Raw genomic sequence first — 22,933 nt, 5'->3', positions numbered from 1 at the left:
CGCCTAGGAGGCCCCGCCCGTGACCCCCCGCACCACTCCCTCCAGCGGCTCGGAAGCCGAGAACACGACCGAGCAGTCGGTCGAGACGACGAGCGTCGCCAAAAGGGCGACGACCAAGGCCGCCGAGGCCGCGGAGGCCGTGCGGAAGGGGACGGCGAAGAAGGCGGCGGCGAAGGCCGCCGGGCAGAAGAAGGCTGCCGCGAAGCGGACGGCCGAGAAGAAGGCCCCGGCGAAGAAGGCGGCCGCCGAGAAGGCCGTCGCGAAGAAGGCGGGGGCGAAGAAGGCCACCGCGAAGACGACGGCCTCGAAGAACACGGCCTCGAAGAGCACGGCGGCGAAGAGCACCGCCTCCAAGAGCACCGCCGCCAAGAAGGCCGCCGGCAAGAAGATCCCCGCGCAGAAGGCGACGCAGAAGAAGATCCCCGCGCAGAAGGCCGTCACGAGGCCGGCCGAGCCCGTGGAGGTCGCCGTCTCCCCCGCCCTCGACGCGGCCGACCGCGACCGGCTGCTCACCGGCACGCACCACGACCCGCACTCCGTCCTCGGCGCGCATCCGGTGCCCGGCGGTGTCGCCTTCCGGGCGTTGCGGCCGTACGCCCTGTCGGTGACCGTCGTCGCGGGGAGCCTGCGGGCCGAACTGCACGACGACGGGGAGGGATTCTTCTCGGGGCTGCTGCCGCTGCTGGAGGTGCCGGCGGACTACCGGCTCCTCGTCGCGTACGAGGGGTCGGTGCGGGAGACCGAGGACGCGTACCGCTTCCTGCCGGCGCTCGGCGAGCTCGATCTGCATCTGATCGGTGAGGGACGGCACGAGGAGCTGTGGCGTGCCCTCGGCGCCGAGCCGATGACCCACATGGGCGTGACCGGCACCCGCTTCACGGTGTGGGCGCCGAACGCCCGGGGCGTGTCCCTGGCCGGGACCTTCAACTTCTGGGACGGCACGGGGTATCCGATGCGCTCGCTCGGCGGCACCGGTGTGTGGGAGCTGTTCGTGCCCGAAATCGGCGAGGGCGAACTGTACAAGTTCGAGATCACCCGGCCCGACGGCTCCAAGACGCTGCGCGCCGACCCGCTGGCCCGCCATACGGAGGCCCCGCCCAACACTTCGTCCGTCGTGTACGCCTCGCGGCACGAGTGGGGCGACGCGGCGTGGCTGGCCAGGCGCGGGCAGGTCCCGACGCATGAGGCACCCTTCTCGGCGTACGAGGTTCATCTGGCCTCCTGGCGACCCGGTCTGACCTACCGCCAGCTGGCCGAACAGCTCCCCGCGTACGTCAAGGACCTGGGCTTCACGCACGTCGAGCTGATGCCGGTCGCCGAGCACCCCTTCGGCGGCTCGTGGGGCTACCAGGTGACCGGCTTCTACGCGCCCACGGCCCGGCTCGGCACGCCGGACGACTTCAAGTTCCTGGTCGACGCGCTGCACCAGGCGGGGATCGGCGTGCTGATGGACTGGGTGCCGGCGCACTTCCCGCGCGACGACTGGGCGCTGGCCGAGTTCGACGGGCGTCCGCTGTACGAGCACGAGGATCCGCTGCGGTCCGCGCACCCCGACTGGGGCACGCTGGAGTTCGACTTCGGCCGGCGCGAGGTGCGCAACTTCCTGGTCGCCAACGCCCTGTACTGGTGCGAGGAGTTCCACATCGACGGGCTCCGGGTGGACGCGGTGGCGTCGATGCTCTACCTGGACTACTCGCGCGAGCCGGGCCAGTGGGTGCCGAACGAGCACGGCGGGCGGGAGAACCTGGACGCGGTGGCGTTCCTGCAGGAGATGAACGCGACGGTGTACCGGCGGGTGCCGGGGGTCGTGACGATCGCGGAGGAGTCGACGGCCTGGGACGGCGTGACGCGCCCGACGCACGTGTCCGGTCCCGGCGGTTTCGGCGGCCTGGGCTTCGGGCTGAAGTGGAACATGGGCTGGATGCACGACTCGCTGGAGTACATCGCCAAGGAGCCGGTGCACCGCAGGTACCACCACAACGAGATGACGTTCTCGATGGTGTACGCCTACAGCGAGAACTACGTCCTGCCCATCTCCCACGACGAGGTCGTCCACGGCAAGCGGTCGCTGGTGTCGAAGATGCCGGGCGACTGGTGGCAGCAGCGCGCCAACCACCGTGCCTACCTGGGCTTCATGTGGGCCCACCCGGGCAAGCAACTGCTCTTCATGGGGCAGGAGTTCGCGCAGGGCGCCGAGTGGTCGGAGGCGCACGGGCCGGACTGGTGGCTGCTGGACCCGGCGTACGGGGCGGAGCCGGACCACCGGGGAGTGCGGGACCTGGTCCGCGACCTGAACACGGTCTACGTCCACACGCCGGCCCTCTGGCAGCGGGACACCGACCCTTCGGGCTTCCAGTGGGTGGTCGGGGACGCCGCCGACGACAACGTCTTCGCGTTCCTGCGCTACGACGCGGAGGGGGCTCCGCTGCTGGCGGTGTCGAATCTGTCGCCGGTCGTCCGGCACGAGTACCGGCTCGGGGTGCCCGATGATGTCCCGGCATGGCACGAGACGCTGAACACGGATGCGGGGCGGTACGGCGGCAGCGACGTCACCAACCCCGACCCGATCAAGCCGGAGCCCGTGGCCTGGCACGGCCGTCCGGCCAGCATCCGGCTGACGTTGCCTCCGCTGGCGACGGTCTGGCTGCGGCCGGCTTAGTTTTTCGCCCCCGCCGCTCCTCGAACGCCGGAGGGGCTGAWWTCAGCCCCTCCGGCGTTTCACGTTTCAGGCGGTGGTCAGCGCCTTCGGCAACCGCCCTGTATGCAGCACGCCCAACCGCTGCGTAGCCCGCGTCAGCGCCACATAGAGATCGCTGGTGCCGTACAACCCCGGTTCCACCACCAGCACGGAGTCGAACTCCAGGCCCTTCGACTGGCGGGGGTCGAGGAGGACGACCGACTGGGTGAGGTCGGGCTCCGTCCCCGCCGTCACCCCGTCAAGCCGCGCCGCCAGCTTGCCGTGCAGATGGCGCGGGGCGATGACCGCGAGTCGGCCCTCGGCAGGCGTGAGCTCCTCTGCGGCCTTGGCCACCGCGCCGGGCAGGTCGTCGGTGGCGCGCACCCAGGGACGTACACCTGTGGACCGTACGGAACTCGGCGGTTCGAAGTCCGGGTTCTCCGCCCGGACGACCGCCGCCGCCAGCTCCATGATCTCAGCCGGTGTGCGGTAGTTGACGCCGAGGCGGGTGTGCTCCCAGCGGTCCTCGACGTACGGCTGAAGGATCTTCTGCCACGAGCCGACGCCCGCCGCCTCCGCCGTCTGGGCCGGGTCGCCGACCAGGGTCATCGAGCGGGTGGGGGTGCGCCGCATCAGCAGCCGCCAGGCCATCGGCGACAGCTCCTGCGCCTCGTCGACGATGATGTGCCCGAACGCCCAGGTGCGGTCGGCCGCCGCGCGCTCGGCGGCGCTGCGGTGGTCGTCCTGCTCCTGGCGCTCGGCGAACCGCTCGGCGTCGATGATGTCGTGCGCGGACAGGACCTCGGAGTCCTCCTCGTCCTTGTCCTCGAACTCATAGGTGCGCGAGGCGTACGAGACGTCCAGCACGCCCTGTGCGTACGCGACCTGCGTCTCCCGCTCCCGCTCGGCCAGCGCCCGCTTCACCCGGTCGTCCTCGCCGAGCAGTTCGGCCGCTTCGTCGAGCAGCGGTACGTCCGCCACCGTCCATGCCCGTGTCACGGGCCGGCGGATCGCGGCCACGTCCTCGTCGGGCAGATAGCCGACGGGGTCGGCGAGGAAGTCCGCGACCAGGCGTTGCGGGGTCAGCCGCGGCCACAGCTGGTCGACGGCCGCCCACACCTCGGGGTTCTCGGCGAGCTCGTCGCGGATCTGGGTGACGTCGGTGGTGTCGAGGAGGCTGCTGCCGTCGTACGGGTCGGTGCCGACGCGCTCGGCGTACAACTCGGTGAGGGTGTTGAGGATGTGGCCCTCGAAGTGCTCCCGCGCCGCGTTGTGCGGCAGCCGCGCGGCACGGGCCCTCTCGCGCGCCACCTTCACCAGGCCGTCGTCGAGCATCAGGATCTCGCGGTCGTGCTCGATCGCGATCACCGGGTCGGGCAGCGCCTGCCAGTCCCGTACGACCTCGGCGAGCACGTCCGCCATAGCGGCGCGGCCCTTCACCGCGGCCGCCTCCCGGGTGTCGGTGGCCGTCGCCTTCACGCCGGGGAACAGCTCGCCGACGGTGGCCAGCAGCACGCCCGTCTCGCCCAGCGAGGGCAGGACCTCGCCGATGTAGCCGAGGAAGGCGGGGTTGGGGCCGACGATCAGGACCGCGCGCTTGGCGAGCAGTTCACGGTGTTCGTAGAGGAGGTAGGCGGCGCGGTGCAGGGCGACGGCCGTCTTGCCGGTGCCCGGACCGCCCTCCACGACCAGCACGCCGCGGTGCGGCGCCCGGATGATCTCGTCCTGCTCGGCCTGGATGGTCTGCACGATGTCGTTCATCCGGCCGGTGCGCGCGGAGTTCAGCGCGGCGAGCAGGACCGCGTCGCCCGTCGGGTCCTCGTGCCCGGTGCGCTCGCGGTCCCCGAGGTCGAGGATCTCGTCGTGCAGGGCGGTGACCGTACGGCCGCCGGTGGTGATGTGCCGCCGGCGCCTGAGCCCCATCGGGGTGTGGCCGGTGGCCAGGTAGAAGGGCCGGGCGACGTCCGCCCGCCAGTCGACGAGGATCGGCGTGCGGTCGGCGTCGTCGGTGCGCAGGCCGATCCGGCCGATGTGGTGGGCGACGCCCGAGGAGAGGTCGATCCGGCCGAAGCACAGCGATCCGTCCACGCCGTTCAGCGCGGCCAGCAGCCCCGAGCGCTCGGCGACGAGGATGTCCCGCTCCAGCCGGGCCTGCATGGGCGTGTTGCCCTGGGCGAGCGCGTCCGTGACGGAGTTCTCGGTGTCACCGCGCAACGCGTCCACGCGCGCGTACAGGTCGTCGATGAATTCCTGCTCGCGCCGCATTTCACCGTCTTGAAATTCGGTGTTTGACAATTCTGCTCCCGCCCGGATATACTGTGCTCACTGAACTTCACCGCGACCGAATTCACGCGAAGTCGCGAACCATTGAATATACGCAAAGAAATCCCCCGAGCGCAATTGCTCGGGGGATTTCTTGTGTTCCGCGCGGAATCACAGCACGTCGGCGAGCTCCTCCAGCAGTCGCCGCTTGGGCCGGGCGCCCACCATCGCCTTCACCGGCTCACCGCCCCGGAAGACCATGAAGGTCGGCATCGACAGCACCTTGTATGCGTTGGTGGTGTCCGGGTTGGTGTCCACGTCCAGCTGCACGACCTTCAGCCGCTCGCCCTCTTCCGCGGCCAGGGCGCTGAGCACCGGCCCCATCTGACGGCACGGCGGGCACCAGTCGGCGGTGAACTCCACCAGCACCGGCAGCTCCGCCCCGATCACCTCCGCCTCGAAGTCCGCGTCCGTCACCTCGGCCACGCCCGCCGCTCTGATCACAGCTCCTGCCCTCCCAGTTCGCACAACGGTGGTGGTTCCCCCTCGGCCATCGCCAGCCGCAGGCCGATCTTGACCCGCACGGCCTGCAACTCGCCGATCAGCGCGTCGAGCTCGTCCAGCTTGCGCCGGTAGACCGCGAGCGAGGCGGGACACGAGTCGCCCTCCGGGTGCCCGGCCCGCAGACACTCCACGAAGGGCCGGGTCTCCTCCAGGTCGAACCCGAAGTCCTGCAAGGTCCTGATCTGCCGCAGCAGCTTCAGGTCGTCCTCGTCGTACGTCCGATACCCGTTGCCGCCGCGCCGCGCGGGCAACAGCCCCCGCGACTCGTAGTAGCGCAAGGTGCGCGTCGTGGTCCCGGCCCGCGCGGCCAGCTCGCCGATTCGCATGCCTACGAACGTAATCCTTGACGCCGACGTCAGGGCAACCGCGGCAGGAGCGGCTTTCCCGGCAGCGGGGAGGACAGCACGATCGACGTCGTCGTCCTGCCCAGCGCCGAGATCTGTTCGAGGATCTCCTCCAGGTGGACGGTGTCCTCGACGGCGACCTTGAGGATCCAGCAGTCCTCTCCGACGACGTGATGGACCTCGACGATCTCGGGGCGGTCGATCAGCTCCAGGGTGCGGGGATGACGCAGGGTGTAGCCGCCGTGCGGGTTGACCCGGATGAAGGCCTGGATGCCGTAGCCGAGCCGGGCGGGGGCGATCCGCGCGCCGTATCCCGTGATCGCGCCCGCCGCCTCCAGCCGCCGCACCCGCTCGGTGACCGCCGCCGGGCTGAGGCGTACCCGCCGGCCGAGCTCGCTGAGCTTGATCCGGCCGTCGGTCTGGAGGAGCTCCAGGATCTGCCGGTCGAGGGCGTCGAAGGCCACCGATGTTTCGGCGGCGGACGGGCGCAACTGCCGTTGTTCTTTCGGCGCGGTGACCGGATCTCCCATGTCTTCCCCTTCAGGACGTGGTGCATGGCCGGGAGAATTATGGTCATGGGAAGCGCACGAGAGGTACTGGTCATCGGCGGCAGCCGCTACTTCGGCAAGCGACTGATCGCACGGCTGCTGGCCGCCGGGGACCGGGTGACGGTGCTCAACCGCGGGTCGTCGGCGCCGCCGCCTGGCGTGGTTCATCTGGTCGCCGACCGCGACGACGAGAAGTCCCTGACGGCGGCGCTGGGTTCGCGGACCTTCGACACCGTGGTCGACCAGGTCTGCTACACCCCGCGCCAGGCGGCGATCGCCCGCCGGGTGTTCGCCGGCCGCACCCGTCGCTATGTGCTGACGTCGACCGTGGAGGTGTACGAGTACGAGGACTCGATCGCCCCCGTGCGCGAGACGGACGTGGACCCGCTGGGCGTACCCGTCGACCTCGAACTCCCCTGGGACGACCCGGAGTTCCTCGACCATCACTACGGCGAGGGCAAGCGGCAGGCGGAGGCGGTGTTCGCCGCCGACCCGGCGTTTCCGTACACGGCGGTGCGGGTCGCCCATGTGCTGGGCGGGGACGACGACTTCACGGGCCGTATGGCGCACTACGCGAGCCGCATCCGCGCCGGCGCGCCGATCGCCGTACCGGCGGTGAACCATCCGGCGACGTACATCCATGTCGAGGAGATCGCGGACTTCCTGTTCTGGGCGGTGGGCCAGGATTTCACCGGCCCGGTCAACGCGGCCTCGCACGGTCTGCTCACCACCGAGGAGCTGTGCGCCGAGATCGCCGCGCACCACCCGGACGGGCGGACCGTCTTCCAGCCCGTCGAGGTCGGCGAGGTCTCCCCCTTCTCCTTCACCCGCGCCTACGGCATGGACAACTCCCGCGCCACACGGCTCGGTTTCCGCTTCACGCCCGCCCGGCAGTGGCTCCCGAAGGCCGTCGCCGAGACCCTCGGAAAGGACGGCGGCTGACATGCGCCACCGCACGCTCGGTTCCCTGCGCGTGAGCGCGATCGGCCTCGGCGCGATGCCGCTGTCCATCGAGGGGCGCCCCGACGAGCGGCGCGCCCTGGCCACCGTGCACGCCGCCCTCGACTCGGGGGTGACACTCCTGGACACGGCGGACTCCTACCATCTGCCCGGCGCCGAGCCCGGCCACAACGAACTTCTCGTGGCCCGCGCGCTGGCCGCGTACGGCGTCGACACGGACGACGTGCTGGTGGCCACCAAGGGTGGCCGGGGCCGACCGGCCGACGGCAGCTGGACGGTGTACGGCGACCCGCGCCGGCTGAAGTCCGCCGCCGAGGCGTCGCTGCGGCGGCTCGGCGTCGAGGCGATCGGGCTCTACCAGCTCCACAAGCCCGATCCGGCCGTTGCGTTCGAGGAGTCGGTCGGCGCGCTGCGCGAGCTGCTCGACGAGGGCAAGATCCGCCTGGCCGGCGTCTCGAACACGGACGTGGACCAGATCCGAACGGCCCACCGGATCCTCGGCGACCGGCTGGTGTCGGTGCAGAACCGGTACTCGCCCGCCGTACGGGACAGCGAGGCCGAGCTCCGCCTGTGCGCGGAGCTCGGGCTGGCGTTCCTGCCGTGGAGCCCGCTCGGCGGCATCTCGCGCAGCTCGCTGGACGGGCCGTCGGGGTGCGAGGAGGACACGCGCCTCGGTGCCTTCCGTGCCGTGGCGCAGGCGCACGGTGTCAGCCCCCAGCGGGCGGCCCTGGCCTGGCTGCTGGCCCGGTCTCCCGCCGTGATCCCGATTCCGGGTGCGAGCCGCCCGGAGACGATCCGGGACTCGGCGGCCGCGGCCGACCTGGTGCTGAGCGCTCAGGAGCTGGAACGGCTCGACGGTGCGACGGTTTCCGCCGGTTGACGCCAGCCGTCCTCGTCACGGTTCTCCTCCACTCTCCGCCACGCCGAGCAGGCGGCGGGTGAGGTGGCGCACCGATGACCGGGCGGCTGAGTGACGGGGGAACAACTCAGCCGCCCGGCGCCATGGCCGGACGCCCGGCCCCGGTTCAGGCGGGGCCGGACGTCCGGAGTTCTGTGGGGCCGAAGGCCCCCTCAAGGGGCGCGGGGAACTGCGCGACCAGCCACGAACACCCCGCAGCCTGCCACCGACAGGACCCCCCGAGCTCCATTCGGTCCCGGCGGAGCACCTACGCCTTGGCGAGCTCCTTGTCACCGCCCTGCTCCGGCACATCCGCCGGAGCCGCATCGTGGGCGTCGTCCAAGAGCGTCGCCTCGTCGAACGGGATCTGGCCGGCGAGCACCTGGTCGACCCGCCCGCGGTCGATCTCCTTCGTCCAGGTACCGATCAGCACCGTGGCGACGGCGTTGCCCGCGAAGTTCGTCAGGGCGCGCGCCTCGCTCATGAAGCGGTCGATGCCGACGATGAGGCCGATGCCGTCCACCAGGGCGGGCTTGTGCGACTGGAGGCCGCCCGCCAGGGTGGCCAGGCCCGCGCCCGTCACACCGGCCGCGCCCTTCGAGGCGACCAGCAGGAAGAGCAGCAGCGGGATCTGCTCGCCGATCGACATCGGCGTACCCATGGCGTCGGCGATGAACAGGGACGCCATGGTCATGTAGATCATGGTGCCGTCGAGGTTGAAGGAGTAGCCGGTCGGGACGGTGATGCCGACCACCGGCTTGCTCACGCCGAGGTGCTCCATCTTCGCGATGAGGCGGGGCAGCGCCGACTCGGAGGAGGACGTCGACAGGATCAGCAGGAACTCACGGCCCAGGTACTTGAAGAACGTGAGGATGTTCAGGCCGGCGACGATCCGCAGCAGCGTGCCGAGCACGATGAAGACGAAGAGGAAGCAGGTGACGTAGAAGCCGAGCATCAGCACCGCGAGGCTCTTCAGCGCCTCCAGACCGGCGGAACCGGTGACGGCGGCGATGGCGCCGAAGGCACCGATCGGCGCGGCCCACATCACCATGCCGAGGATGCGGAAGACGAGCCGCTGGATGTGCTGCACACCGCGCAGGATCGGCTCCCCGGACGAGCCCATGGCCTGGAGCGCGAAACCGGCGAGCAGGGCGACGAGCAGGGTCTGCAGGACCGATTCCGAGGTGAAGGCGGAGACGATCGTGGTCGGGATGATGCCGAGCAGGAACTCGGTGGTGTCCTTGGCCTCGGCGTCGACCTGCGCATGACCGGCGTCCTTGACGGCGTCGGTGACCGCGAGGCCGGTGCCCGGCTCCAGGATGTTGCCCACGACGAGACCGATGGCGAGGGCGACCAGCGACATCGCGAGGAAGTAGACCAGCGCGATACCGCCGACGGCGCCGACCTTGGCGGCCTTCCGTACCGAGCCGATACCCAGGACGATCGTGCAGAAGATGATCGGCGAGATCATCATCTTGATCAGGGCCACGAAGCCCGTACCGATGGGCTTCAGCTCGACAGCGAAGTCGGGAGCGGCGAGACCCACGGTGATACCGAGGGCGACCGCGATGATCACCGCGATGTAGAGGTAGTGCGTGCGGTCGCGTTTGGCGACGGGTGCGGCAGGTGCCGTATCGGGGGAACTGGCGGCGGCCACGGCTGCCCTCCTTGACGTCTTCGTCGGTTTCTCACCGGCGTGCGGCTCACGTCCGGGGTGGGGGGTTCGCTGATCGGCTGCCGAGCCCCGGGGGGACGAGGGGGACGGGGTCGTATTCAGCGATGCGGTGACTATCTCCCGCCGTGTGAGGGCGGTCACCCTTCCGTTCATTTAGTTCACAATCAGCCATGGAGGCAGACTGACGACATGCGCATCCCCGTCCCGAGACCCCGCAGCCTGGCCGGCCAGCTCTTCGCGATGCAGGCCGTGCTCATAGCGGTGCTCGTCGCCGGGTACGCGGTGTTCACCTACGTCAGCGACACCGGCCAGGCCGAGGACGCCGCGGGGCGCCAGGCGAAGGCGGTGGCCCAGTCGATCGCCGACGCCCCGTCCGTGCGGGAGGCGATCCGCACCGCCGACCCGACGGCCGAGCTCCAGCCGTACGCGCTGCGAGTCCAGCGCGACGCCGAGGTCGACTTCGTCACGATCATGAACACCAAGGGGATCCGCTGGACGCATCCCGACGAGAAGCAGATCGGCCAGCACTTCCGCGGCCACACCCAGCGCGCCCTGCGGGGGGAGCCCTTCACCGAGACGTACACCGGCACGCTGGGGTCGTCCGTGCGGGCGGTCGTGCCGATCTACGACGGAGGGCGGGACCCTGCCCACATCGTGGGGCTGGTCAGCGCGGGTATCCGGGTCGAGGCGATCAGCAAGCGGGTGCAGGACCAGCTGACGGCACTGATCGGCGTCGCTGCGGGCGCCCTCACGCTGGGCGCGATCGGTACGTACGTCATCAACGCGCGGCTGCGCCGGCACACCCACGGCATGAACGCGGCCGAGCTGAGCCGGATGCACGACTACCACCAGGCCGCGTTGCACGCGGTGCGCGAGGGGCTGCTGATGCTGGACGGGCAGTTCCGGGTGGCGCTGATCAACGACGGCGGGCGGGAGCTGCTCGGGGTGGCCGGGGACGTGGTGGGGCGGTCGGTCGCTGAGCTCGGGCTGCCGGCCCCGCTGACCGGGGCGCTGCTGGCGTCCGAGCCGCGGGTGGACGAGGTGTATCTGACGTCGGAGCGGGTGCTGGTGGTGAACACCTCGCCGGTGTCGGGCGGTGAGCGGCGCGGCACGGTGGTGACACTGCGGGACGTCACCGAACTGCAGTCCCTGATGGGCGAGTTGGACTCCGAGCGCGGCTTCACGCAGGCCCTCCGCTCCCAGGCGCACGAGGCGGCGAACCGCCTGCACACGGTCGTGTCGCTGATCGAGCTGGGGCGGGCGCACGAAGCGGTGGAGTTCGCGACGGCGGAGTTGGAACTGGCCCAGGCGCTCACCGACCAGGTCGTCGCGGCGGTGAGCGAGCCGGTGCTGGCGGCGCTGCTGCTGGGGAAGACCGCCCAGGCGAACGAGCGGGGCGTCGAGCTGGTGGTGTCGGAGGACAGCCGGCTGGACGACAGCCTGCTGCCGGACGACCTGCCCGCCCGGGATCTCGTGACGATACTGGGCAACCTGATCGACAACGCGGTCGACGCGGCGCAGGGAAGTGTGGGGGCACGGGTGACGGTGACGGCGTACGCCGAGGGCGGCGAGCTGGTGCTCCGGGTCTCGGACACCGGCGCCGGGGTGGATCCCGCACTCGGCGAGGCGGTCTTCCAGCGCGGCTTCTCGACCAAGCCGGCCGGCCCCGGCGGCCGCGGCCTGGGACTGGCCCTGGTACGACAGGCCGCGATCCGACACCAAGGCGTGCTGTCGGTGGCGGAGGCCGACGGGGGTGGAGCGGTATTCGAGGTACGACTGCCACTGGCGGAGGGCGCGGGCACCGCGGAGGGCGCGGGCACCGCGGACGGGGCGGGGGCCGCGCCCGCCCGACGTACATCATGTGCGCGTCCGCCGCCACCGGGTCGTCCTCCACGACCAGAACACGAATCGCCTGCTCGGCCGTCATACGTCACCTCTCGAAACCGCCGCGCCATGGGCACCGGCACCGTCCACCGAGCCACTTCCCCCGCCGGAACCGGTGCCTTCGCCTGAACCCGCCTGGTCCGCGGGGCCGGATCCTTGAGCGCTGCCGGACCCGCGGGCGGAGCGTGCCCGGTCAGCGGAGTCTGCCTGGTCCGTGGGGCCGCGTCCTTCACCGGTGCCGGACCCGTGGGCGGGGACGGGACGATAGGGCCGSGACACCGCTTCCGTCGGCCGCACCTCCTCGAAACCGCCAACGCCAAACCCTCGCACAGGCATTGACCTGACTAGACCACTCAACCTACGTTCACCGGGCAGCCATCCCCGCGCCACGACGAAGTGCGCCCGCAGGAGGTCATGCCCGTGCGCCCCACCGCCTCCCTCCCCACACTCCTCGCCCTGACCCTCGCCGCCTCAGCCACGCTCACCGCGTGCGGCGGCGGCTCCGGCAGTGACCCGGACACCATCAAGGTCTCCTTCAAACAGTCCACGGACAACTCCATCAAGGTGATGGACACCTTCCTCGCGGACATCAAGAAGCAGTTCGAGAAGGCGAACCCCGGCAAGAAGGTCGAGTTCGTCCCCATCAAGGCCCCGGACTCGGAGTACTACACCAAGCTCCAGCAGATGCTCCGCTCCCCCAAGACCGCCCCCGACCTGGTCTACGAGGACACCTTCCTCATCAACTCGGACATCACCAGCGGGTACTTGAAGCCTCTCGACCCGTATCTCGCCAAGTGGCAGGACTGGAACCAGTTCATCGACACGGCGCAGGCCGCGGCCAAGGGCGAGGACGGCAAGACGTACGGCGTCCCGGACGGCACCGACACCCGGGGGCTGTGGTTCAGCAAGGACGTCTTCGAGAAGGCCGGCCTGCCCGCCGACTGGCAGCCGAAGACCTGGGACGACGTCCTGGACGCCGCCCGCACGATCAAGGACAAGGTCCCCGACGCCATCCCGCTCAACGTGTACACGGGCAAGCCCGTCGGCGAGGCCGCCACCATGCAGACCTTCGAGATGCTGCTGTACGGCACGAACGACGGTACGGCGGACCCGCTCTACGACAAGTCCGCCAAGAAATGGGTCGCCGGCAGCCAGGGCTTCAAGGACTCCTTGTCGTTCGTCGAGACCGTCTACAAGGAGAAGCTCGGCCCGGACGTCTCCGACGCCCTCGACCCGAACGTCGGGACCCGCGTGCGCGGCGAGTGGCTGCCGCAGGGCAAGCTCGGCATCGCCCTGGACGGCTCCTGGCTCCCGCAGGACTGGCTCCCCGGCAGCGGTCACGAGTGGCCCGAGTGGTCCGACGAGCTCGGCCTCGCCGCCATGCCGACGCAGAACGGCCAGGCCCCCGGCAAGGTGAGCATGTCCGGCGGCTGGACCTGGTCCATCCCGGCCAAGGCGGGCAACCCGGACCTGGCCTTCGAGTTCATCAAGACCATGCAGACGAAGGCGAACGCCCAGAAGTGGTACGTCGCCAACTCCGGCATCGCCGTACGCGAGGACGTCGCGGGCGACCCGTCGTACATCGATGCCCAACCCGGCATCAAGTTCTTCACGGACCTGGTCGCCAGCACCCACTACCGCCCAGCGTTCCCGGCGTACCCGAAGGTCTCCACCGCGGTCCAGGAGGCGATGGAGGGTGTGACGACGGGCGACATGTCGGTGGACGACGCGGCCAAGGGCTACGACGAGGAGCTGAAGTCGGCGACGGACGACCAGGTGATCGAGAAGTGAGCCCCTGTTCATGACGACGGTCCGAGCCCGCACCCTCGCCCGAGCCCTCCCCGTCTCCCCCGCCGTCGTCCTCCTGCTCCTCTTCCTCGCCGGCCCCATCGCCTACTGCGCCTTCATCGCGTTCACCGACCTCCAACTCACCGGCCAGGCCGAGGAGTCGTTCGTCGGCGTCGACAACTTCCGTACGGCGTTCGGTGACGAGGCGTTCCTGAACGCGGTCTGGCTCACGCTCGTCTTCACCGTCATCTCGGCGCTGGTCGGCCAGAACACGCTGGGGCTGGGCCTGGCGATGCTGATGCAGCGTGCCTCGAAGCCCGTCCGCACGCTCACCGGCGGCATCGTCATCACGGCGTGGGTCCTGCCGGAGGTGGTCGCCGGTTTCCTGCTCTACGCCTTCTTCCGCCGCGAGGGCACCCTGAACGCCATCCTGGACTGGCTCCGACTCCCCACCCAGAACTGGCTGTTCACCCTGCCGATCCTGGCGGTGTCGTTCGCGAACGTGTGGCGGGGGACGGCGTTCTCGATGCTCGTCTACTCGGCGGCCCTGAACGAGATCCCCAAGGAGATCACCGAGGCGGCACAGGTCGACGGCGCCGGCGGCTGGCGTCGTCTGTGGCACATCACGCTGCCGATGATCCGCCGCTCCATCGGCACGAACCTCATGCTCATCACCCTCCAGACGCTGTCCGTCTTCGGCCTGATCTGGGTGATGACGAGGGGCGGCCCGGGCGGCAAGAGCCAGACGCTGCCGCTGTTCATGTACGAGGAGGCGTTCCAGAAGAGCATGATCGGCTACGGCACCGCGGTCGCCCTGCTGCTGTTGGTGGTGGGCTCGCTGTTCTCGCTGGTCTACCTGCGTCTGCTGCGAACGGAGGTCTGACGCCCGTGCCCCGCCCTCTCTCCGCCCGCACCAGCACCCACCGCCTGGCCGCCGACGCCGGCCTGCTCGTGCTCGCCGCCGCGTTCGTGCTCCCGCTCGCCTGGGTGGTGCTCTCCGCGCTCGACCCGCACGCCAACCTCCAGGTGAAGCTCCCGGACGGCCTCACCTTGGACAACTTCGACGCGGTCCTGACTCCGGAGATCACCTTCACGCCGCTGCTCAACAGCCTGCTGCTGTGCGGCGGCGGGACAGCTCTGACGGTGGCGTGCGCGGCGCTCGCCGCCTATCCGCTGTCCCGGTTCCGGTCGCGCCTCAACCGCCCGTTCCTGCTCACGATCCTGTTCGCGACGAGCCTGCCCATCACGGCGATCATGGTGCCGGTGTACGCCCTGTTCGTGCGGGTCAACCTGATCGACACCATGCAGGGCACGATCTTCTTCTTCGCCGCCTCCCAACTGCCGTTCGCCATCTGGCTGATGAAGAACTTCATGGACGGGGTGCCGAAAGAGCTGGAGGAGGCCGCCTGGACGGACGGGGCGTCCTCGCTCCAGTCGCTGGTGCGGATCGTGCTGCCGCTGATGGGCCCGGGAGTCGCCGTCGTCACGGTGTTCTCGTTCGTGATGATGTGGGGGAACTTCTTCGTCCCCTTCATGCTGCTCCTGACGCCCGACCAGATGCCGGCCGCCGTCAGCATCAACGAGTTCTTCGGGAACCGGGGGATGGTGGCGTACGGGCAGTTGGCCGCGTTCTCGATCGTGTACTCGACGCCGGTGATCCTGCTGTACGTGCTGATCGCCCGGCGGCTGGGCAGCGGGTTCGCGCTGGGCGGGGCGGTCAAGGGGTGACGTCCGGCAGTACGCCCGCGCGGAACGCCTCCACGCCCACGACCCTGCGCACCCGCAGTGGCTCGATCAGCAGCATCACGCGCCGCTCTCCGGGCAGCAGCCACGGATAGCGCTCCTCCCCGATGTACTTCTGCGCGAGCCGGTCCATCGCCCGTTCCGCCGTCTCCCCCTCCACGAACCGTACGACCCGCCCCCGGATCTCGGCACGGTCGTACGGGTTCTCCGGGTCGTGGTGGCTCAGCGAGACGGCTGGATTGAGCCGCAGGTTGTCCACCTTCACGCGCCCCATGGAGGTGTTGACCATGACGTACTGGTCTTCGATGTCCGCCCACATGGGCGAAACTTGCGGCATCCCGTCGGGGTCCACCGTCGCGAGGTGCCAGAAGTTCGGCGCGAGGAGACGCTCGCGAATATGCCCGTTGAGCTTGCCGTTCACCGGCGGTCACCACCTTCCGGGGCCGCCACGGTGACGCCCCGGCGCCATCCTGGCCGCCGCCCCGCCGGGTCGACAGACGATCTTCGGCCAGCGGCGAACCGGCCAGTAGCCGTAGCTTCCTACAATCCGTGATCCTGGCTGAACAGACCGTAGTCACCCCACCTCGTCGGCTCTACGTTGTGGCGCGTGCGTCGACCCCCAGCTCAACCGAACCAGCCACCCAACCGCTCCAGCCACCGCAATCCGCCCACTCCCCCGTTCAACGCCCCCGCCGCCCGCAGACTCCGCGCGGCCCTCAGCATGGGCCCCGGACACGTCGCCTACGGCATGCGCGTCTCGTACGGCCTCCCCTATGTCACCGAGGACCTCGTCATCGCCTGGGAACGCGAGCTCGCCTCCCCCAGCAGCAGCGAGCTCACCGCCCTCGCCGGCGTGCTGTGGTGCTCGCCCGGTGAACTGCTCGGCAAGCCGCGGACCCTGCGCGAGCACCGCATCGCGCGCGGTCTCGCGCCGGAGGACGTGGCCCGTGCCGTCGGGCACGAGGTGCTCACGTATCTGCGCATGGAGGAGAACGACGACTGGCGTGGCACCGACCGCCAGTCCGCCGCCCTCGCCGAGGTCCTCGGCCTGACCATCCCCGACTTCATCACCGTCACCGGCCGCGAGACCCGGCTCGCCGAGATGCTGCGCAGTGCCGTGACGACGCGCTGGCAGGCGTATGTCCGCCCGGTCGGCAAGATGGTGCTCCTGGACCGGCGCCTGCTGGAGACAGCGCTCCAGGAGCTGCACCAGAACTATCAGGGGCAGATGACCGCCACCCTCAGCTGGGGCGGCGGCAACGGCGACTCCAGCGCGGCCGGCCGTGAGTTCCTGGACCGGATCGTGGAGCGCTTCTGGGCGACGGTCCAGGAGTACGGCCCGTGATCGCCCAGTGGCCGTTCGCCAGAAGGCGGAGGTGTTAGAACACCGACTCCGCCTCGTCCATCCGGTCCTTCGGCACCGTCTTCAGCTCGGTGACCGCCTCGGCCAGCGGCACCATCACGATGTCCGTGCCGCGCAGCGCGGTCATCTTCCCGAACTCGCCCTGGTGCGCGGCCTCCACCGCGTGCCAGCCGAAGCGGGTGGCGAGCACACGGTCGTACGCGGTCGGCGTGCCGCCGCGCTGGACGTGGCCGAGAATGACCGGCTTGGCCTCTTTGCCGAGGCGGCGCTCCAGCTCGAAGGCGAGTGCCGTGCCGATGCCCTGGAAGCGCTCGTGACCGTACTGGTCGATGTCGCCCTTGCCGTAGTCCATGCTGCCGTCGGCCGGGTGGGCGCCCTCGGCGACGCAGATCACCGCGAACTTCTTGCCGCGCGAGAAGCGCTCCTCGACCATCTTCACGAGGTCGGCGGGGTCGAACGGGCGCTCCGGCAGACAGATGCCGTGCGCGCCGGCGGCCATGCCGGACTCCAGCGCGATCCAGCCCGCGTGGCGGCCCATGACCTCGACGACCATCACGCGCTGGTGGGACTCCGCCGTGGTCTTCAGGCGGTCCATGGCCTCCGTGGCGACCCCTACGGCCGTGTCGAAGCCGAACGTGCGGTCCGTCGAGGAGATGTCGTTGTCGATCGTCTTCGGCACGCCGACGACGGGCAGGCCGGCGTCGGACAGCATGCGCGCCGCGGTCAGCGTGCCCTCGCCGCCGATCGGGATCAGGGCGTCGATGCCGAAGGCACGGGCGATGTCGGGGGCGTTCTCACAGGCCTCGCGCAGCCGGCCCCGCTCCAGTCGCGACGAGCCGAGGATCGTGCCGCCGCGGGCCAGGATGCCGCTGACGCCCTCCAGGTCGAGGTGGCGGTAGTGGCCGTCGAGCAGGCCGGCGAATCCGTCCTCGAAGCCGATCACGTCGTCGCCGTACTGGGCGACGGCTCGGTGCACGACCGACCGGATCACGGCGTTCAGGCCGGGGCAGTCGCCGCCTGCGGTGAGAACTCCGATACGCATCGTGCTGTGTCTCCTGCTCGCTGTTGACACCGGTGAGCCAGTCCGATTGTTTCACGTCCCCGAGGACCCTGTCCGACCCCCGATCCTGACGGGCGCCTTATCCACCGCCAAAGGTATTGTCAAGAGGGTTTCGCCAAGCCCGCTGGGCGTTTTTGCGACCCTGGAACCCGCCCCGGGAACCCGTCCGGACCACCACACGACGAAACGGAGAGCACACGTGACGCGCAGCGTGTACGTGACCGGTATCGACCGCGGCGACGGCCGGCAGGTCGTCGAACTGGGAGTCATGGAGCTCCTGACCCGGCAGGTCGACCGGGTGGGGGTGTTCCGGCCGCTGGTGCACCACTCCCCGGACCGGCTGTTCGAGCTGTTGCGCGCCCGCTACCGCCTCTCCCAGGACCCGGCGACGGTCTACGGCATGGACTACCACGAGGCGTCCGCCCTCCAGGCCGAGCGTGGCACCGACGAGCTGGTCTCCACCCTCGTCGACCGGTTCCACGCCGTCGCCCGCGACTACGACGTCGTCCTCGTCCTCGGCACCGACTACGCCGACACCCAGCTCCCGGACGAGCTGTCCCTCAACGCCCGGCTCGCCAACGAGTTCGGCGCGTCCGTGATATCCGTCGTGGGCGGCCGCAAGCAGACGACCGAGTCGGTGCTCGCCGAGACGCGCAACGCCTACCGGGCGTACGAGAACCTGGGCTGCGACGTGCTGGCGATGGTCGCCAACCGGGTCGCCCGCGCCGACCGGGACGAGATCGCCCGGCAGTTGGAGTCAAGGCTGCCCGTGCCCTGCTACGTCGTCCCGGACGAGCCCGCCCTGTCCGCGCCGACGCTCGCGCAGATCGCCCAGACCCTGGACGCGAAGGTCCTGCTCGGCGACGACTCGGGGCTCGCGCGCGACGCCCTGGACTTCGTGTTCGGCGGCGCGATGCTGCCGAACTTCCTGACCGCCCTGACCCCGGGCTGCCTGGTCGTCACCCCGGGAGACCGCGCCGACCTGGTCGTCGGCTCGCTGGCCGCGCACAGCGCCGGCACCCCGCCGATCGCCGGTCTGCTGCTCACCCTGGACGAGCGTCCCGGCGACGAGATCCTCACCCTCGCCGCGCGCCTGGCCCCCGGCACTCCGGTGCTGTCGGTGCCCGGCTACAGCTTCCCCACCGCCGAGCAGCTCTTCTCCCTGGAGGGGAAGCTGAACGCGGCCACCCCGCGCAAGGCGGAGACCGCGCTCGGCCTCTTCGAGCGGTACGTCGACACCGGCGAGCTGCTGGGGCGGGTCTCGGCGCCGAGCTCCGACCGGGTCACGCCGATGATGTTCGAGCACAAGCTGCTGGAGCAGGCCCGCTCGAACCTGCGCCGCATCGTGCTGCCCGAGGGCACCGAGCCGCGCGTCCTGCACGCGGCCGAGGTGCTGCTGCGGCGCGGGGTGTGCGAACTGACCCTCCTCGGGCCGGTCGACCAGATCCGCAAGCGGGCCGCCGACCTCGGCATCGACCTGGGCGACACCCAGCTGATCGACCCGGCCACCAGCGAGCTGCGCGACTCCTTCGCCCAGAAGTACGCCGAGCTGCGCGCCCACAAGGGGGTCACCGTCGAGCTGGCCTACGACGTCGTCTCGGACGTGAACTACTTCGGGACCCTGATGGTGCAGGAGGGGCTGGCCGACGGCATGGTGTCGGGGTCCGTCCACTCGACCGCGGCCACCATCCGGCCCGCCTTCGAGATCATCAAGACCAGGCCGGACGCCGGCATCGTCTCGTCCGTCTTCTTCATGTGCCTCGCCGACAAGGTCCTCGTCTACGGCGACTGCGCGGTGAACCCGGACCCGAACGCCGAGCAGCTGGCCGACATCGCCATCCAGTCGGCGGCCACCGCCGAGGGGTTCGGCGTGGAGCCGCGCATCGCGATGCTGTCGTACTCGACGGGTACCTCGGGTTCGGGCGCCGATGTGGACAAGGTCCGGGAGGCGACCGAGCTGGTGCGCCGGCGGCGGCCCGATCTGAGCGTCGAGGGGCCCATCCAGTACGACGCCGCCGTGGAGCCGTCCGTCGCGGCGACCAAGCTGCCGGAATCCGAAGTGGCCGGGCAGGCAACGGTTCTGATCTTCCCGGACCTCAATACAGGTAACAACACCTACAAGGCCGTGCAGCGCTCGGCCGGCGCGATCGCCGTCGGCCCGGTGCTCCAGGGTCTGCGCAAGCCGGTCAACGACCTGTCCCGGGGCGCCCTCGTCCAGGACATCGTCACGACCGTCGCCATCACGGCGATCCAGTCCCAGCCCCCCCGCCCCGTCCCTCCACGCCCCCGCCCCGTCCCTCCACGAGAAGGCCGTCGCCCAGTGAGCTCGTCCCGCGTCCTCGTCCTCAACTCCGGCTCCTCGTCGGTGAAGTACCAGCTGCTGGACATGCGTGACAGCAGCCGGCTGGCCATGGGCCTCGTCGAGCGCATCGGCGAGCAGGTCTCCCGGCTCAAGCACACCCCGCTGGCGGGCGGCGGCGGGAGCCGCGAGTGGACCGGCCCGATCGCCGACCACGACGCCGCCCTGAAGGCCGTGGCGGCGGAGCTGGCCAAGGACGGCCTCGGGCTCGGCTCCCCCGAGCTGGCCGCGATCGGCCACCGGGTGGTGCACGGCGGCAAGCACTTCACGGAGCCGACCGTGGTCGACGACGCGGTGCTCGCCGAGATCGAGCGGCTCATCCCGGTGGCCCCGCTGCACAACCCGGCCAACCTCACGGGGATCCGCACGGCGCAGGCGCTGCGCCCCGACCTGCCCCAGGTCGCCGTCTTCGACACCGCGTTCCACACGACGATGCCGGAGTCGGCCGCCCGCTACGCGATCGACGTGGAGACCGCGGACCGGCACCGCATACGCCGGTACGGCTTCCACGGCACGTCGCACGCGTATGTCTCCCGGGCCACCGCGAAGCTGCTGGGCAAGGCGCCCGAAGAGGTGAACGTGATCGTGCTGCACCTCGGCAACGGCGCGTCCGCCTCGGCCGTGCGGGGCGGCAAGTGCGTGGACACCTCCATGGGGCTGACGCCCTTGGAGGGGCTCGTGATGGGTACGCGATCGGGTGACCTGGATCCCGCTGTCATCTTCCATTTGGCGCGTGTTGGCGATATGTCCATCGCGGAAATCGACACTCTTCTCAACAAGAAGAGCGGATTGATCGGCCTGTGCGGCGACAACGACATGCGGGAGATCCGTCGCCGGATCGACGAAGGTGACGAGCGGGCCCAATTGGCCTTCGACATCTACATTCACCGGCTGAAGAAGTACATCGGCGCCTATTACGCCGTGCTCGGCCGGGTGGACGCGATCGCGTTCACGGCCGGCGTCGGCGAGAACGCGGCACCGGTGCGGGAAGCCGCCGTGGCGGGCCTGGAACAGCTGGGCCTGGCGGTGGACGCGGAACTGAACGCCGTACGCGGTGACGAGCCGCGGCTGATCTCACCCGCGGGCGCGAGGGTGGCGGTCGCCGTGGTGCCGACGGATGAGGAACTGGAGATCGCGACGCAGACCTACGCACTGGTCGGCCGCACCGATATGCGGGACCGCGGCGTGGGCAACGACTGAGTAACACGGCTGAGCAAAGCACAGCTCATTTGTATCTTCCACCAGACGGAATATTCCGCGGCGAAACAAACCGATAGGATCGTCCCATGCGCCGTTCGAAAATCGTTTGTACTCTCGGCCCCGCGGTCGACTCCCATGAACAGCTTGTCTCGCTGATCGAGGCGGGCATGAATGTGGCCCGCTTCAACTTCAGCCACGGCACGCACGAGGACCACCAGGGGCGGTACGAGCGCCTGCGGGCCGCCGCCGCGGAGACCGGGCGTGCCATCGGTGTGCTCGCCGACCTCCAGGGGCCGAAGATCCGCCTGGAGACCTTCGCCGAGGGCCCGGTGGAGCTGGAGCGCGGTGACGAGTTCGTCATCACGACCGAGGACGTCCCGGGTGACAAGCACATCTGCGGAACGACCTACAAGGGCCTGCCCGGCGACGTCGACAAGGGCGACCAGATCCTCATCAACGACGGCAACGTCGAGCTGAAGGTCACCGAGGTCGAGGGTCCCCGCGTACGGACGATCGTCATCGAGGGCGGCGTCGTCTCCGACCACAAGGGCATCAACCTGCCCGGCGCGGCCGTGAACGTGCCGGCGCTGTCGGAGAAGGACGTCGAGGACCTGCGGTTCGCGCTGGGCATGGGCTGCGACATGGTCGCGCTGTCCTTCGTCCGTGACGCGAACGACGTGCAGGACGTGCACAAGGTCATGGACGAGGTCGGCCGCCGCGTCCCGGTCATCGCCAAGGTGGAGAAGCCGCAGGCGGTGGCCAACATGGAGGACGTCGTGCTGGCGTTCGACGCCGTGATGGTCGCGCGTGGCGACCTGGCCGTCGAGTACCCGCTCGAGAAGGTCCCGATGGTGCAGAAGCGCCTCATCGAGCTGTGCCGCCGCAACGCCAAGCCGGTGATCGTGGCGACCCAGATGATGGAGTCGATGATCACCAACTCCCGCCCGACCCGCGCCGAGGCCTCCGACGTGGCCAACGCGATCCTGGACGGCGCCGACGCGGTCATGCTGTCCGCCGAGTCGAGCGTGGGCGCGTACCCGATCGAGACCGTCAAGACGATGTCGAAGATCGTCACCGCGGCCGAGCAGGAGCTGCTCTCCAAGGGCCTGCAGCCGCTGGTGCCGGGCAAGAAGCCCCGTACGCAGGGTGGTTCGGTGGCCCGTGCCGCCTGCGAGATCGCCGACTTCCTCGGCGGCAAGGGCCTGGTCGCCTTCACCCAGTCCGGCGACACCGCCCGCCGGCTGTGCCGCTACCGGGCGGCCCAGCAGATCATCGCGTTCACCACGGACGAGTCGACCCGCAACCAGATGACGCTCAGCTGGGGCGTCGAGCCGCATGTGGTGCCGTTCGTCAACAGCACCGACGAGATGGTCGACCTGGTGGACCAGGAGATCGTCAAGCTCGGCCTGTTCAACGAGGGCGACATCGTGGTCATCACGGCCGGCTCCCCGCCCGGCGTCCCCGGCACCACCAACATGGTCCGCGTCCACCACCTCGGCGGCGGCGCCCGGGACTGACCCCGAGGCGCCCGCAAGGGCCTTGTACGACGCTGAGGGCGCCCCCTGTGACAAGGGGGCGCCCTCAGCGCTTGTGCGGCTCCCGAACGGG

Annotated in this window: 17 protein-coding genes and 1 pseudogene; 11 read left to right on the top strand and 7 right to left on the bottom strand. The window is 70.1% G+C overall.

The window, feature by feature from the left end; all coding sequences use genetic code 11:
* Nucleotides 1–19 precede the first annotated feature (19 nt).
* Nucleotides 20–2,659: a 1,4-alpha-glucan branching enzyme gene (gene glgB / locus EAO75_RS05355; protein ID WP_147993815.1), complete on the top strand. Its 2,640-nt coding sequence runs from the start codon at nt 20–22 to the stop codon at nt 2,657–2,659.
* A 66-nt stretch (nt 2,660–2,725) separates the two neighbouring features.
* Here glgB and EAO75_RS05350 read toward each other — a convergent pair whose 3' ends face one another.
* The 4 genes from EAO75_RS05350 to EAO75_RS05335 all read right to left on the bottom strand — a co-directional run bounded on the left by EAO75_RS05350 (nt 2,726) and on the right by EAO75_RS05335 (nt 6,377).
* Entirely contained in the window at nt 2,726–4,942 is a 2,217-nt protein-coding gene (locus EAO75_RS05350) for a HelD family protein (protein ID WP_187284312.1), read from the bottom strand.
* 168 nt (nt 4,943–5,110) lie between these two features.
* Nucleotides 5,111–5,425 (bottom strand): thioredoxin family protein, encoded by a 315-nt coding sequence (locus EAO75_RS05345; protein ID WP_147994301.1) that lies wholly within the window; start codon nt 5,423–5,425, stop codon nt 5,111–5,113.
* A 14-nt stretch (nt 5,426–5,439) separates the two neighbouring features.
* Nucleotides 5,440–5,829, bottom strand: a complete 390-nt coding sequence (locus EAO75_RS05340) for a MerR family transcriptional regulator (protein WP_147993813.1) — start codon at nt 5,827–5,829, stop codon at nt 5,440–5,442.
* A gap of 29 nt (nt 5,830–5,858) precedes the next feature.
* Nucleotides 5,859–6,377, bottom strand: a complete 519-nt coding sequence (locus tag EAO75_RS05335) for an Lrp/AsnC family transcriptional regulator (protein WP_187284311.1) — start codon at nt 6,375–6,377, stop codon at nt 5,859–5,861.
* A gap of 45 nt (nt 6,378–6,422) precedes the next feature.
* Between EAO75_RS05335 and EAO75_RS05330 the strand changes: the two genes are divergently transcribed.
* Both EAO75_RS05330 and EAO75_RS05325 read left to right on the top strand, forming a co-directional pair.
* A complete protein-coding gene (locus tag EAO75_RS05330; RefSeq protein ID WP_147993812.1) occupies nt 6,423–7,337 on the top strand; it encodes an NAD-dependent epimerase/dehydratase family protein in 915 nt (304 codons plus the stop codon).
* Nucleotide 7,338: 1 nt separating this feature from the next.
* Nucleotides 7,339–8,235 carry an aldo/keto reductase gene (locus tag EAO75_RS05325; RefSeq protein ID WP_147993811.1) on the top strand — a complete coding sequence of 299 codons (897 nt, stop codon included), beginning with the start codon at nt 7,339–7,341 and terminating at the stop codon, nt 8,233–8,235.
* A 286-nt stretch (nt 8,236–8,521) separates the two neighbouring features.
* Here the strand turns inward: EAO75_RS05325 and EAO75_RS05320 are convergent, their stop codons facing one another.
* Nucleotides 8,522–9,910 (bottom strand): cation:dicarboxylate symporter family transporter, encoded by a 1,389-nt coding sequence (locus EAO75_RS05320; protein WP_147993810.1) that lies wholly within the window; start codon nt 9,908–9,910, stop codon nt 8,522–8,524.
* A gap of 207 nt (nt 9,911–10,117) precedes the next feature.
* Between EAO75_RS05320 and EAO75_RS05315 the strand changes: the two genes are divergently transcribed.
* The 4 genes from EAO75_RS05315 (at nt 10,118) to EAO75_RS05300 (ending at nt 15,328) form a co-directional block, all read left to right on the top strand.
* Complete coding sequence (locus EAO75_RS05315; RefSeq protein ID WP_261989150.1) at nt 10,118–11,941, top strand: sensor histidine kinase; 1,824 nt, start codon at nt 10,118–10,120, stop codon at nt 11,939–11,941.
* Nucleotides 11,942–12,226: 285 nt separating this feature from the next.
* A complete protein-coding gene (locus EAO75_RS05310) occupies nt 12,227–13,603 on the top strand; it encodes an extracellular solute-binding protein (protein WP_147993809.1) in 1,377 nt (458 codons plus the stop codon).
* A 10-nt stretch (nt 13,604–13,613) separates the two neighbouring features.
* A complete protein-coding gene (locus EAO75_RS05305; RefSeq protein WP_147993808.1) occupies nt 13,614–14,483 on the top strand; it encodes a carbohydrate ABC transporter permease in 870 nt (289 codons plus the stop codon).
* Nucleotides 14,480–15,328 (top strand): carbohydrate ABC transporter permease, encoded by an 849-nt coding sequence (locus EAO75_RS05300; RefSeq protein ID WP_410092211.1) that lies wholly within the window; start codon nt 14,480–14,482, stop codon nt 15,326–15,328. Before EAO75_RS05305 ends, EAO75_RS05300 begins: the two co-directional genes overlap by 4 nt.
* On the opposite strand, the gene EAO75_RS05295 is transcribed toward EAO75_RS05300, so the two are convergent.
* Nucleotides 15,318–15,764 (bottom strand): PPOX class F420-dependent oxidoreductase, encoded by a 447-nt coding sequence (locus EAO75_RS05295; protein WP_147993806.1) that lies wholly within the window; start codon nt 15,762–15,764, stop codon nt 15,318–15,320. The two genes, EAO75_RS05300 and EAO75_RS05295, sit on opposite strands and share 11 nt — an antisense overlap.
* 177 nt (nt 15,765–15,941) lie before the next feature.
* On the opposite strand from EAO75_RS05295, the gene EAO75_RS05290 reads away from it, so the two are divergent.
* Nucleotides 15,942–16,688 (top strand): helix-turn-helix domain-containing protein, encoded by a 747-nt coding sequence (locus EAO75_RS05290; protein WP_410092202.1) that lies wholly within the window; start codon nt 15,942–15,944, stop codon nt 16,686–16,688.
* A gap of 34 nt (nt 16,689–16,722) precedes the next feature.
* On the opposite strand, the gene EAO75_RS05285 is transcribed toward EAO75_RS05290, so the two are convergent.
* Complete coding sequence (locus EAO75_RS05285; protein ID WP_147993805.1) at nt 16,723–17,748, bottom strand: ATP-dependent 6-phosphofructokinase; 1,026 nt, start codon at nt 17,746–17,748, stop codon at nt 16,723–16,725.
* 217 nt (nt 17,749–17,965) lie between these two features.
* Here EAO75_RS05285 and pta point away from each other — a divergent pair.
* The 3 genes and pseudogenes from pta to pyk form a co-directional block, all read left to right on the top strand.
* A pseudogene (gene pta / locus EAO75_RS47020) lies at nt 17,966–20,044 on the top strand (phosphate acetyltransferase); the annotation flags it as partial.
* 42 nt (nt 20,045–20,086) lie between these two features.
* Nucleotides 20,087–21,325, top strand: a complete 1,239-nt coding sequence (locus EAO75_RS47015; protein ID WP_261989186.1) for an acetate kinase — start codon at nt 20,087–20,089, stop codon at nt 21,323–21,325.
* An 86-nt stretch (nt 21,326–21,411) separates the two neighbouring features.
* Nucleotides 21,412–22,842, top strand: coding sequence for a pyruvate kinase (pyk, locus tag EAO75_RS05275; protein ID WP_147993803.1), 1,431 nt, complete (start codon nt 21,412–21,414; stop codon nt 22,840–22,842).
* Nucleotides 22,843–22,933: the final 91 nt, after the last annotated feature.

It is taken from the genome of Streptomyces sp. UW30 (assembly GCF_008042075.1).
In the GTDB taxonomy this organism is placed as follows: domain Bacteria; phylum Actinomycetota; class Actinomycetes; order Streptomycetales; family Streptomycetaceae; genus Streptomyces.
This window is presented reverse-complemented; position numbering and strand designations above follow the sequence as displayed.